Source organism: Phenylobacterium sp. (assembly GCF_030680185.1).
Taxonomy (GTDB): domain Bacteria; phylum Pseudomonadota; class Alphaproteobacteria; order Caulobacterales; family Caulobacteraceae; genus Phenylobacterium.
Window position 1 is genome coordinate 23,184 of sequence record NZ_JAUXVZ010000053.1, and the last position, 12,063, is coordinate 35,246.

General features: G+C 64.0%; 11 protein-coding genes. 6 read left to right on the forward strand and 5 right to left on the reverse strand.

Annotation, left to right across the window (positions count from 1 at the left end):
* Positions 1-8: 8 nt before the first annotated feature.
* The 3 genes from cysW to Q8L83_RS12250 are packed head-to-tail and all read right to left on the reverse strand — an operon-like array spanning position 9 to position 2,703.
* On the reverse strand, positions 9-842 hold the full coding sequence (cysW, locus tag Q8L83_RS12240) for a sulfate ABC transporter permease subunit CysW (protein WP_305287312.1): 834 nt from the start codon (positions 840-842) through the stop codon (positions 9-11).
* On the reverse strand, positions 839-1,693 hold the full coding sequence (cysT, locus tag Q8L83_RS12245; protein ID WP_305287314.1) for a sulfate ABC transporter permease subunit CysT: 855 nt from the start codon (positions 1,691-1,693) through the stop codon (positions 839-841). Before cysT ends, cysW begins: the two co-directional genes overlap by 4 nt.
* Positions 1,690-2,703 carry a sulfate ABC transporter substrate-binding protein gene (locus Q8L83_RS12250; protein WP_305287316.1) on the reverse strand — a complete coding sequence of 338 codons (1,014 nt, stop codon included), beginning with the start codon at positions 2,701-2,703 and terminating at the stop codon, positions 1,690-1,692. Before Q8L83_RS12250 ends, cysT begins: the two co-directional genes overlap by 4 nt.
* Positions 2,704-2,886: 183 nt before the next feature.
* Between Q8L83_RS12250 and Q8L83_RS12255 the strand changes: the two genes are divergently transcribed.
* The 3 genes from Q8L83_RS12255 (at position 2,887) to Q8L83_RS12265 (ending at position 7,218) form a co-directional block, all read left to right on the forward strand.
* Entirely contained in the window at positions 2,887-3,324 is a 438-nt protein-coding gene (locus Q8L83_RS12255; protein ID WP_305287318.1) for an Rrf2 family transcriptional regulator, read from the forward strand.
* A gap of 87 nt (positions 3,325-3,411) precedes the next feature.
* Complete coding sequence (locus tag Q8L83_RS12260; RefSeq protein WP_305287320.1) at positions 3,412-5,745, forward strand: TonB-dependent receptor; 2,334 nt, start codon at positions 3,412-3,414, stop codon at positions 5,743-5,745.
* 69 nt (positions 5,746-5,814) lie between these two features.
* Positions 5,815-7,218, forward strand: a complete 1,404-nt coding sequence (locus Q8L83_RS12265; protein ID WP_305287322.1) for an FAD/NAD(P)-binding protein — start codon at positions 5,815-5,817, stop codon at positions 7,216-7,218.
* 16 nt (positions 7,219-7,234) lie between these two features.
* Here the strand turns inward: Q8L83_RS12265 and Q8L83_RS12270 are convergent, their stop codons facing one another.
* Positions 7,235-7,723, reverse strand: coding sequence for an SLC13 family permease (locus Q8L83_RS12270; RefSeq protein WP_305287324.1), 489 nt, complete (start codon positions 7,721-7,723; stop codon positions 7,235-7,237).
* Positions 7,724-8,214: 491 nt separating this feature from the next.
* On the opposite strand from Q8L83_RS12270, the gene Q8L83_RS12275 reads away from it, so the two are divergent.
* Positions 8,215-9,648 carry a DNA methyltransferase gene (locus tag Q8L83_RS12275; RefSeq protein WP_305287326.1) on the forward strand — a complete coding sequence of 478 codons (1,434 nt, stop codon included), beginning with the start codon at positions 8,215-8,217 and terminating at the stop codon, positions 9,646-9,648.
* Positions 9,645-10,052, forward strand: a complete 408-nt coding sequence (locus tag Q8L83_RS12280) for a DUF5681 domain-containing protein (RefSeq protein ID WP_305287328.1) — start codon at positions 9,645-9,647, stop codon at positions 10,050-10,052. Before Q8L83_RS12275 ends, Q8L83_RS12280 begins: the two co-directional genes overlap by 4 nt.
* Before the next feature lie 192 nt (positions 10,053-10,244).
* Here Q8L83_RS12280 and Q8L83_RS12285 read toward each other — a convergent pair whose 3' ends face one another.
* A complete protein-coding gene (locus Q8L83_RS12285; RefSeq protein ID WP_305287330.1) occupies positions 10,245-11,171 on the reverse strand; it encodes a DUF4352 domain-containing protein in 927 nt (308 codons plus the stop codon).
* A 387-nt stretch (positions 11,172-11,558) separates the two neighbouring features.
* Here Q8L83_RS12285 and Q8L83_RS12290 point away from each other — a divergent pair, with 387 nt between their 5' ends.
* Positions 11,559-12,062, forward strand: coding sequence for a DUF3489 domain-containing protein (locus tag Q8L83_RS12290; RefSeq protein ID WP_305287332.1), 504 nt, complete (start codon positions 11,559-11,561; stop codon positions 12,060-12,062).
* Position 12,063: the final 1 nt, after the last annotated feature.

Here is a 12,063-nt window from a genome sequence, read left to right on the forward strand (position 1 = left end):
GTGATTGTTCAGTGCCGTCGGCTGGCCGAAAGCTCGCCGGCGAAGCGCCATTCGAGTCCGGATTTGATGACAAGGGTGACGATCGCCAGTCCGGCGAGGATGGTGGCCGTCGCGAACGCCCCGACAAAGTTGTACTCGTTGTAGAGAATCTCGACGTGCAACGGCAGCGTATTGGTCTGACCTCGGATGTGTCCGGAAACCACCGAGACGGCGCCAAACTCACCCATGGCCCGCGCGTTACAAAGCAGGACGCCGTAAAGCAGCGCCCACTTGATATTGGGCAAGGTCACCATGAAGAAGGTGCGGAAGCCACCGGCCCCCAAGGTGATCGCAGCCTCCTCCTCATCGGCGCCCTGCTCCTGCATCAACGGGATGAGTTCCCGTGCGACGAAGGGCAAGGTGATGAACAGGGTCGCGAGGACAAGGCCAGGCACGGCGAACAGGATTTGAACATTCGCCGAGGTCATCGGCCCCGCCAGCCATCCGCTGGCGCCGAACAGCAGCACCCAGACCAGGCCAGAGATCACCGGAGACACCGAGAAGGGCAGATCGATCAGGGTGAGCAGCAAACCCTTCCCAGGGAAGTCAAACTTGGTCACCGCCCAGGCGGCCGCGACCCCGAACACCGCGTTAAGCGGCACGGCGATCGCCGCCACGAGCAGGGTCAGGCGGATGGCGGACCAGGTGTCGGAATGGGCGAAGATATCGAGATACTCCGCCGGCCCCCGTCGGAAGGCTTCGACGAAGACCATGCCCATGGGCAACAGGATGAGCACGGCGACATAGGCGACGCCAATGCCAAGCAGAATGGGCGACGGCCGCCCAATTGATTTCTCGCTCATCGGCCAGCCCCCGGGGTCGCCATCAGTCGCTGGAGGCCGTTGACCGCCAGCAGGATTAGGAACGAGAGGCTGAGCATCGCCAGCCCAACGGCTGCGGCGCCGGCATAGTCGTATTCCTCAAGGCGCACGACAATCAGCAGCGGCGCAATTTCGGTGCGCAGGGGCAGGTTGCCGGCGATGAAGATGACCGAACCGTACTCGCCAACAGCCCGGGCGAAGGCCAGGGACACCCCTGTGATCAGGGCGGGTCGGATGGCAGGCAGGACAACCATCCAGGTGCGCTGCCAGCTGTTGGCGCCGAGGGTGAACGCCGCTTCTTCAAGGCCTGCGTCCAGATCTTCAAGCACCGGCTGTACGGCCCGCACCACGAACGGAAAGCCGACGAAGGTCAGCGCAATCACCACCCCAAGGGGGGAATAGGCTGCGCGAATACCGAACTCCGCCAACCAGAGCCCAATCGGGCCATTGGGCGCGTAAAGCGCCGTCAGTGCGATGCCGGCGACGGCGGTTGGCAGGGCGAAGGGCAGATCGATGATGGCGTCGAGAAGCCGGCGGCCAGGAAACTGCATGCGGACCAACACCCAAGCCACGATCAACCCCATCACGGCATTGATCGCCGCGGCGATCGCCGAGGCCCCAAAGCTCAGCTTCAGCGCCGCCACGACCCGCGGAGAGGTGACCACGCCCCAGACCCCGGCCACGCCCAGTTCCCAGGGACGCAGAATGAGCGCGGTGAGCGGGATCAGGACGATCAGGCTCAGATAGATGACCGTGAAGCCGAGGGAGAGCCGAAAGCCCGGTAGCAGCCTGGTGCTGCGTCTCCGGGGGGGCGACGAGACGGCGATGCTCATCGGGCGGCCGGTTGGTAAATCTTGTCGAAAACCCCGCCCTCGGCGAAGTGCTTTGCCTGGGTCGCAGGCCAGCCGCCAAAGTCGGCGATCGTCACCAGCTCCAGTTGTCTGAACTTCTCGGCGTACCGGGCGGCGACCTCGGGGCTGCGCGGCCGATAGTGATGCTTCGCCGCCAGCTCCTGCGCCTTTGGCGCGTACAGGCCCTCAAGATAGGCCTGAGCGATGGCGCGGGTCCCGCGGCGGTCAACGACGGTGTCGACGATAGCCACGGGGGGCTCCGCCAGGACCGAGAGGCTCGGGGTGACGATCTCGACCATTCCTTCGCCAAGTTCCTCGATGGCCAGGAAGGCTTCATTCTCCCAAGCCAGCAGGACATCGCCGATGCCCCGCTGGACGAATGTCGTTGTTGAGCCGCGCGCGCCGGTATCCAGCACGGGCACATTTCGGAACAGCGCGCCGACAAAGCGTTCCGCCGCCGCCTCGTTCCCTTCGGCCTTCAAGGCATAGGCCCATGCCGCCAGGTAGTTCCAGCGGGCGCCGCCGGAAGTCTTCGGGTTGGGGGTGATGACCTCCACGCCTGGACGAACCAGGTCGGCCCAGTCACCGATCGCCTTTGGGTTACCCTTCCGAACAAGGAAGACGATGGTGGACGTATATGGGCAGCTATTCTCCGGCAGTCGGCTTTCCCAACCTGATTGGATCAAGCCCCGCTCGGCGATCGCATCAATGTCCGCCGCGAGCGCCAGCGTTACGACATCGGCGGCGAGGCCGTCGATCACCGAGCGCGCCTGCTTGCCTGAGCCACCATGCGACTGTTCCAGCGCCAGAGGCGGGTTGCCGGCCCCAGCCCAGTCGCTGGAGAACATCTCATTGTATTCCTTGTAGAACTCACGCGTCGGATCGTAGCTGACGTTGAGAAGGGTTTGGGCGCTGGCCTGGCTACCGCAGGCCGAAAGGGCCAGGGCGCTGCCTCCCAGCAGCAAGGCGCGGCGATCAATGGCGAAGCTCATGGTGTGGCTCTCCCTCGTGACGCCCGAAGCCAAGACGATTTAAACCTATCTGTCTAGTAGATTTAGTAGGGTTGGCTCTCATCGCCGCAGCGCCGCCAAAACCTAGGCGCCCAAAAAAGGGATTGATCATCCTTACCCTTTAATTCCTATTGGAATGACATACTATAGATTGCGGAGGCGAAATTGTTCGGGAGCCGCGCGCGCTATGCGCTGAGATCGTTGGTCTATCTCGCTCAACAGGCGCCCGCCGCTCGCAGCTCTCATTGTGTCGCGGCGGCGCTCGACGCCTCACCCAAGTTCATTGAATCGATCCTTACCGACCTGGCGCAGCGGGGCTTTCTGCAAAGCCGCCGGGGCCGGTATGGCGGCTACAAGCTGGCAAGCCCGGCAGCCGCCATCACGGTTCTGGAAATCCTTTCAGCGATAGGGGTCCGCATCGGAGGTCCCGATTGTTCATCGGATAACCCAGCGTGCCATGGCTGCGCCGCCGACGCGGTCTGCCCAGTCCGCGATCTCCTCCAGCGGAGCCGGGCCGAGGTCGAGGCGCTCTTGACCACCCAATCCTTGTTCGACCTCGCTGCGGGCGCAGCGTCATCCCCAAGCTGCGCCGAGCGCCCCTGAGCTTTTCCCGAAGCTAGACCAGAAAAACTATATATTCTTTCTCGATAGGTTTTGTAGGGTTAGTGGGAATTAAAGCTGGAGGGATTCATGAACCTGTATCGCTTGTCACTGTTCGCAGCCGCGGCCACCGCCCTGAGCGGGGCGCCCGCGGCCTATGCTCAGTCTCCTGCAGCGCCGGCTGTGGATGTCGATGAGATCACCGTCACGGCGCGTCGTCGGGTTGAACTGCTGCAGGATGTGCCCATCCCGGTCACTGTGCTGAGTTCAAGCATGGCGGCCGACACCGGGACCTACAATGTCACGCGCCTGAAGGAGGTCGTGCCGTCGGTTCAGTTCTATTCGACGAACCCGAGGAACTCCGCCATCAACATCCGCGGCCTGGGCTCGCCCTATGGGCTTATCAATGACGGTATCGAGCCGGGCGTCGGGCTTTACATTGATGGCGTCTTCCATGCCCGGCCCGCTGCAGCGACGCTCGACTTTGTCGATGTTGATCAGATTGAGGTGCTGCGGGGCCCGCAGGGTACGCTTTATGGCAAGAACACCACCGCCGGCGCCATCAATGTCACCAGCAAACGGCCACAGTTCACGCCCCGCGCCGACGTGGAGCTCAGCCTCGGTGATCTGAACTATCAACAGGTCAAGGCTTCCATCACCGGCCCGCTCAGCGAGCGGCTGGCTGGCCGCCTCTCGTTCTCGGGCACCCGGCGGGACGGCGTGCTCTACAACACCGCCACCCAGGATGATCTGAACGATCTGAACAACCTCGGCGTCAAAGGCCAGCTGCTCTTTGTCATCTCCGACTCGCTGGAAGTAACGCTCGCCGCCGACCACACCCGGCAGCGACCGGAGGGATATGCCCAGGTGGTCGCCGGGGTGGCGCCAACCCTTCGGGCGGCCAACCGTCGCTACGAAGGCATCGCCGCTGATCTCGGCTATGCACCCCCAAGCTTCAACGCCTTCGACAGGGTCACCGACGCCGACACCCCTCACCGCTCCTATCAGGACGTCGGCGGCGCCGCCCTGACCATCGACTGGGACGTGGGCCCCGGATCCCTCACCTCCATCACGGCCTGGCGCTATTGGGACTGGAATCCCTCGAACGATCGCGACTTCCTCGGGCTGCCCATCACCACAATCTCGGCCAACCCGTCGGAGCAAAGGCAGTTTTCACAGGAGCTGCGCTATTCAGGAGACCTGTCGGACCGTCTCAACTTCGTGCTCGGCGCCTTCGTGTTCAGCCAGACGATCGACTCGACCGGCAAGCAGGAGCAGGGCTCAGCCGCCGCCCGCTTCCTTCTGGCGCCGAGCGCCGCTGCAGCAACGCCGGGCTTGCTGGACGGCTACGGCCAAACCTCCGACATCTCGTCCACCTTCCTGAGCGCGGCCTTGTTCGGCCAGGTCGAGTGGGCGGTGACAGAGCGCCTTCGCCTGCTTCCAGGTCTCCGGATCAACTACGACCAGAAGGAAGTCGACTATCTCAGCACCATCTACGGCGGCCTGCAGACCACCGATGCGGCGTTGATCGCGCTCCAGCGCTCAATCCTGGCTCCCCAGACCTATTCGGCGAAGACAGACGACACCAACATCTCCGGCCAGCTCACCATCGCCTATGAGGTGTCCGATCGCGTCAACGCCTATGCGACCTATGCCACCAGCTTCAAGTCGGTGGGCCTGAATCTCGGTGGCGTGCCGAACAAAGCGGCCGGCGCCCCCGCCCTCGATGCAGCCACCGTCCGGCCAGAAGAGGTCACCCACTACGAAATTGGTCTGAAAACCCGGCCCTTGCCCGGGGTCACAGCGAATTTCAGCGCATATCAGACCGACGTGGACGACTTTCAGGCTCAAGTCGTGAACGCATCGGTCGGTGTTTTGCGGGGCTACCTGGCGAACGCCCAGAAGGTCCAGGTGCGTGGGGTGGAGTTTGATGGTCAGGCCCGGGTGGGCGACGGGCTTAGCCTGTACACTGCGGTGTCCTACACGGACGCGATCTATGCGTCCTTCACCGACGCGCCCCCCCCGCTGGAACTGACCGGCGGCCCGCAGGTGGTCGACATCTCGGGCTCGCGGCTGCCAGGGGTGTCCAAATGGGCCGGCTCCGTGGGCGGCGAGTACGCCCTGCCACTTAGCTTCGTCGGGCGCGAGGGCGAGGCGTTCGCGGGCGTCGATGTCAGCTACCGCTCGTCCTTCTCCTCAAGTCCGTCGCCGTCGCAGTACCTCAACATCGACGGCTACAGCCTGACGAATGCGCGCCTGGGCTTCCGCGCCGACGATGGATGGGCGGCCTTCGTCTGGGCCCGCAATGTTTTCGACGAGAACTACTACGAACTTCTGTCCGCCGCCCCCGGCGGATCGGGACTCGTCGTTGGGCTCCCGGGAGACGGGCGCACGTTCGGCGTGACCCTTCGCGGCAGCTTCTAGCGATCTTGGGACGGTTGGTGTTTGCGCTGACCGTCCCGCCATCTCCGCCAGCCCACATAGGAGCAGATCATGAGCTCACGTCCCACGGTCGCCATCATCGGCGCCGGTTTCAGTGGCCTGTTGACGGCGCTGCACCTGCTTGCCGATCCTGAAGGACCTCAGGTGCGGCTGGTCGAGAAGGCCGGCGCGTTCGCCCGCGGCACGGCATATTCCACGGGCAATGCGCGCCACATCCTGAACGTGCGCGTCGCCAATATGAGCGCCTTCCCGGCTGACCCGCAGCACTTCCAGCACTGGCTGGATCGCCGTCCGGGGTGGCAGGCCCGGGCCGGCTTCGTGACCCGCGGCTGCTATGGCGACTATCTGCAGGACATGTTGTGGCAGGCCGCGGAATCCCCCGCCGCCGCCGGACGGCTGCTGCTCGAGGCTGATGAAGTCACCGATCTGCGCCGCGAAGGCGCCGGATGGCGTCTGACCCTGGCCATGGGACGAGAGTTCAGCGCCGACGCCGTCGTCCTGGCCTTGGGGGTGACGCCCCCCGCCCTGCCGACCGGAGCCACTGAAGACCTCGAAGCCTGCTCCCGCTACATCGCTGATCCCTGGGGAGCGTCCAGCACCTTGCCTGAGGGCGACGGACCGGTCCTGCTTCTCGGTTCCGGTCTGACCATGATCGACGTAGCCCTGAGCCTCGAAGAGCAGGGCCGACGCATGGTGGCGATCTCCCGTCGAGGTCTCTCGCCTATGCCGCATGCCGAGGGCGACGTCACACCCGTTACGGCGGAATATGCCGGGTCTCCGGCGAAGGTGCTTCGCCAGGCGCAACGTCGTCGCGCAGATGGCGACTGGCGCCAGGTGATCGACGGCATGAGGCCGCACGTGGCTGGCCTCTGGCGGCAGTGGGGTCCCGCGGATCGTCGCCGTTTCCTGCGTCACCTGCGGCCCTGGTGGGAAGCCGGGCGGCATCGCATGGCGCCCTCGGTCGCGCGCGGGATCGATCAGATGATCGCGCGGGGTCAGCTGACAATCCACGCAGGCCGGACTATCGCCATTGATCCAGGATTTGAGCAGGTCCACGTCACTTGGCGGGCCAAGGGCGAGAAGTTGACCCGCAGGCGGGCGTTTGACGCCCTGATCAACTGCACTGGCCCGGGCGCCGATCTGCAGCGCAGCGGCTCCCCACTGATCCTGAGCCTGCTGGCCCAGGGCGTCATCCGCCCCGACCCCTGCCAGGTGGGCATTGACGTCGATTCTGAAGGTCGGGTGCTCGATCTGACCGACTTGCCGCTCGACCACCTCCGCGTCGTCGGCGCCCTAAGCCGCGCCGCCCGATGGGAAATCACCTCGGTTCCAGACATTCGAGTCCAGGCGGCGGCCACAGCTTACAGCTTGATTGCCGCCCTGCGCGAACCAGCACCAGCGCCGGCGATCGATCCTGCTTTCCGGGTGTCGCCCGTGACGGCCCGTCTGCATTGATCACGTCGCCCACCCGTTAGATCAGCCAATAGATCGCAAGCGACGAGGCAAGACCGACAACGATATTCATCGGAATGCCGATTTTAAGAAAGTCGGTGAACCGGTAGTCCGCCGCCGCATAGACAAGCGTGTTGGTCTGATAGCCGATCGGCGTCGCGAAACTGGCCGAAGCCGCCATCATGACGGCGACAATAAGTGGGCGAGGATCCAGTCCAAGCTCATGGCCCAGACCAATGACGATCGGCGTCATGAGCACGGCCACCGCGTTGTTGGTCACCGCCTCGGTCAGCAGGGAGGTCAGGGCGTACACCGTCAGGATAAGCAGCAGCATCGGCGCCAGCCCGAGCCAGGGCGCGACCCACCCCACGATCAGGTCGACACTGCCGGCGTTCTGAAAGCCGATCCCGATGGCCAGCATCGAGAAGATCAGGACCAGCAGACTGCCGTCAACGGAGGCCCAGGCCTCCCCCGGATCGATCGTGCGCGTGAGCAGGACGACCGCCACGCCGCAACCAGCCTTTCAGCGGAGCAGATGGCTCGGCTAGAGCGCGAGAGGGCCGCCATCAGCGAGGACTATAAGGAACTCGAGAGCGCCTACGGCAGGCCTAATCAACGCGCAATCGAACTTCTAAAGCGGGCCGGGAAACCCTGGCGCCAAGAAGGCGTGGCAGCCGCGGCTATCTGACGGGATCGTACGGCCCGCTACCAGCGTCTCTACGATCGCCGCAGGAGCGTGGTCCCCGAATCACTGCCCGGAACGGCTGGTGGCGCCGTGCATATGACGCTTCGGTCACACGGAGCGCCGCCGCCTTGGCCCAAAAAACACGCCCCTCTCCCCGCGCTTCCCCGAAAACCGCCTGGAGCGCTCCAACAAGTTGATTAGTAGTCACTATTTAAGTTGACCCCTAGGTCATAGTAATTTGGCCGCATGTTTGTGACGACGCCGTCACCGCGAGGGGTATTGACGGGCACAATTACTTTCGATCCCATGAACTCATGAACGCCACCGACCCCGCCCAGAACTACTCCGTTGAGTTCCGCTCTCCCGCAGCTCTGCGCCCGTACGCAAGGAATGCGCGCCGGCACTCGAAAGCGCAGGTCAAGCAGATCGCCGCGAGCATCCAGCGCTTTGGCTTCACCAACCCCGTACTGATTGGCGACGATGATGAGATCATCGCCGGCCACGGTCGGGTCGAAGCTGCCAAGGCGCTCGGCTTGGCGTCAGTGCCGACGGTGAGGCTTTCGCACCTGACGGCTGACGAGCGGCGCGCCTACCTTCTTGCGGACAATAAGCTGGCGTTGAACGCAGGCTGGGACACCGAGCTACTGGCGATCGAGCTTCAGGCCCTGATCGATCTCGATTTCGACGTCGCGCTCGCTGGTTTCAGCGTCGCAGAAATCGACTTCACGCTTGATGCGGCCCGCGATGGCGCGCCAGAGCGCACACGGCCGCCAGAGGACGAGATTGTTGTCGCCGCTGGCGCGCCTGTCACCCTGCCCGGCGACGTCTGGATCCTGGGGCGCCACAGGCTGGTGTGCGGCGATGCTCGCGATCCATCCGCCTATGCCGCGGTGATGCCTGGAGAGCGTGCCGGCATGTTATTCACAGACCCGCCCTACAACGTCCCCATCGATGGCCACGTCACCGGTCTGGGCAAGCAGCGCCATCGCGAGTTCGCCATGGCGAGCGGCGAGATGTCCAAGGCCGCCTTCACCACCTTCCTGATCGAGACGCTCGCCTGCTCCGCTGGGGTCTGTCGCAATGGAGCGATCGCCTTTGTCTGCATGGGCTGGCGTCATATGGGCGAGCTGCTGGATGCTGGCCAGGCGGTCTTCTCCGAGTTGAAGAACCTATGCGTCTGGAACAAGACCAACGGCGGCATGGGCACCTTCTATCGCTCCAAGCATGAGCTCATCTTCGTCTTCAAGGTCGGTGACGCGCCCCATATCAACAACTTCGGCTTGGGCGATGGCGGCCGGTACCGGACCAACGTCTGGGACTATCCAGGCGTCAGCAGTATGGGCGCCTCGCGCAAGGCTGCACTGGAGATGCACCCCACGGTGAAGCCCACCGCGCTGGTGGCCGACGCCATTCGCGACTGCTCAGCCCGCGGCGATATTGTTCTCGATGCCTTTGCCGGTTCCGGCACCACCCTGATCGCCGCTGAGACCTGCGGACGGCTGGCGCGCTTGATCGAGTTCGACCCGATCTACTGTGACACCATTGTCCGGCGGTTCGAAAACTACACCGGAAAGTCGGCGCGACTGCTGGGCGCCGATCAGTCGTTCGAAGACATCCGAACAATCCGCGCATCGAAGAGCGGCGATACCCCTCTGGCACAATCCGCGTTTCAAACCCCTGCCCGCCAGCAACCCCAACCAGTGTTCGCCGTAGCTCAAATCACGTCCCCGTCTGGAGTTGAGACATGACAGATGATGAGACCGAGGATCGTGGAGGCTACAAGCGTCCCCCGAAGCATGCGCAGTTCAAGCCTGGGCAATCCGGCAACCCGAAAGGGCGCCCGAGGAAAAGGGCGGTTTCCTCAGATGCCGACGCTGATCGAATCTTCCTGGAGGAGGCGCTGAAGCTGGTTCCAATCGTGGAGAATGGTAAGCGCAAGAAGGTCCCTGCGCTGCAGGCTATCTACAAGCGCTGCATTCAGCTTGCGATGCAGGGGGACCATCGGGCCATCAATAACTTCAACAAATCCCTCGCGAAAGCCGTAGCAAACCCCCTGGTCCAGCAGGCTTATCAGAAGGCGCCGGAGATACCGTCGGATCCAAATGAGGCCGCTCGTGTCTACCAGGACTTTATTGCCGGGCGCATACGCTAGTCGCCTTGTGCGTCAGCCAATACCAAGCGCTTCATATCTCAGAGGCCTGGCGGTTGGCGCGATAGGCGCAGGTCCATCGAAACGGGCTCCGTTAAACTGTCTGTATGAAAGTCGCCGGCTCGGAAGAGCCAGCGACTTGCTGGGCGCGCGCAGCGCCCGACATTATCCAGCCGCAGCGGCAGCCCCTCCCGGCTAGCGGGTCGGCCATCCTGCCGTGGCCGCCTCGATCCGGCTATAGGCCGCAACAAGGCAAGCTCGGTCCCGGCAGGCGAACAGCTCTTCTGAGAGGCGCGCGATTTCAGCCATCTCGTCGTCGGGAAAGAGCTGCTCGTGACGCGTGATCTTTGCGCCGAGGATCTCGTCGCGTCGCTGCAAATCCGGGTTCTCGCAGATCACGCGCTCTGCCCCTTCGGCATAGGCTGAGCAGTCCCCCCAGTCGCGGTTTGCCACATCCGGATGCTCATCTGTCTGGAGGCTGACGCGCAGACGATTTCCCGCGCCCAAGCCCAGCAGCCAGGTGCTGCGATCGAATCTCGACTTGGAGACCTCGAAGACGACCGCGTTCCTCACGCGGATGCCGGGGTTGAGGTCACTGAAAGCCTTGCTGTCGAACTCGCCCTCAGCGGCATAGGCCGCGGTCTTGCCGATATCCTTTTCGTAGACGACGCCGTTGGGCCCGATGAGACGCGGCTCAGGCAGCTGGAAAGCTCCCTTGGGTCGCTCAGAGATATTCTCGATCGTATAGTCGACCACCACCAGGACGCCGCCGTCGGCAGCCTGCTCGCGAACAACCGATGCGCCGACCGCGTCGCGCTCACTGACGCTCGAGATCGTAACGCGAAAATCACCGATCTCCACCGGCTGGCCGATGCTCAGGGCCGCAGGCGTTGTCCCTTGCAGGGCCGTCTCACTCATCCTCGCTTCAACTGAGGCGGGCTCTGACTGTGGCGGCGCCATCGTGCCCACGCCCGCCAGAACAACCAAGGCTGCAATGATCAGTCCGCCGGCACGCGGGCGCGTTGTCAGCTTGAGCTTTGGAATAGGCCGCACCAGGGCGATGACGCCCATGATCAAGGCGGCCAGAGCCACCAGGGCAATCAGTCCTAGAAGTGCTGTCATTTTTCCCTCTCGACAGATGCGCAGAGGGGTACGGGCGCTTGTCCTGTGTCACGCGTCCTGATTGGCTGCGGCTGCCACATGCTCTCGCCCCCTCGCTCTGGGGGCGGTCAGTTGAATGAAGCCGCCCCCGACTGGTGATCGGGGAGTTGGAAAGCCCTCGTCAGAGGAGCCGCGACAGTCTTTAGGCTTGCGCCCTGGACATACACTGCCGCCTCCCCGACCGCATGGTCGAGGAGTGCTGGTAACGGCCGCACACGAGCCGCTGACGAAGGGGTTTCCACGCCCCAGGGAGCCTGCTGGCTCGCCCGCCGGCACCATGGCTCGAACCGCCGGAGCGCTCAAGTTGAAGAGAGATTGTGGGCGTACTCTTTCAGGAGGCCGGCGCGCTTGGAGCAAAACCGCGGGCAGCACAGCGAAGAGCGCGCGTTGCAAATGGCGGTTTGCGCCCCTGCGCCAAAGGCTGGGAAATGCCTCCAGCTTCCATTCGACTTCGTCCGCAAAGGAAGCGTTCGTCCCCACCGCGCCGCTCCGGCGCTGAAGGAGACGATGATGAGCAAAAGCCGTAAAGCCACAGGGCCTGGGGTCCCGGCGCCCCAGGACATGCAAGCCGCGCCCGCGACGCCATGCGCCGAAGATCCCCAGGCATCACCGCCGCAGGCGCCGGCGGGCGAGATTCCCCCTGCCCCGCCCAGCCGCAGCACCAAGATTGATACGGTGATCCGTATGATGCGGCAGGCGGACGGCGTCGATGTCACAGCACTGAGCAAGGCCACCGGCTGGCAGGTTCACTCGGTGCGCGGCGCGATCGCCGGGCACATCAAGAAGAAGCTCGGACTGACGGTGACGACACAGAAGGTGGAGGGGCGCACCCTCTACCGGATCGAGGGCTGAG

Coding starts and splice junctions, on each gene's coding strand:
- Q8L83_RS12280 (WP_305287328.1), top strand. CDS start 9,645: ATGACAGATGATGAGACCGAGGATCGTGGAGGCTACAAGCGTCCCCCG.
- cysT (WP_305287314.1), bottom strand. CDS start 1,693: ATGAGCATCGCCGTCTCGTCGCCCCCCCGGAGACGCAGCACCAGGCTG.
- Q8L83_RS12275 (WP_305287326.1), top strand. CDS start 8,215: ATGAACGCCACCGACCCCGCCCAGAACTACTCCGTTGAGTTCCGCTCT.
- Q8L83_RS12260 (WP_305287320.1), top strand. CDS start 3,412: ATGAACCTGTATCGCTTGTCACTGTTCGCAGCCGCGGCCACCGCCCTG.
- cysW (WP_305287312.1), bottom strand. CDS start 842: ATGAGCGAGAAATCAATTGGGCGGCCGTCGCCCATTCTGCTTGGCATT.
- Q8L83_RS12265 (WP_305287322.1), top strand. CDS start 5,815: ATGAGCTCACGTCCCACGGTCGCCATCATCGGCGCCGGTTTCAGTGGC.
- Q8L83_RS12250 (WP_305287316.1), bottom strand. CDS start 2,703: ATGAGCTTCGCCATTGATCGCCGCGCCTTGCTGCTGGGAGGCAGCGCC.
- Q8L83_RS12285 (WP_305287330.1), bottom strand. CDS start 11,171: ATGACAGCACTTCTAGGACTGATTGCCCTGGTGGCTCTGGCCGCCTTG.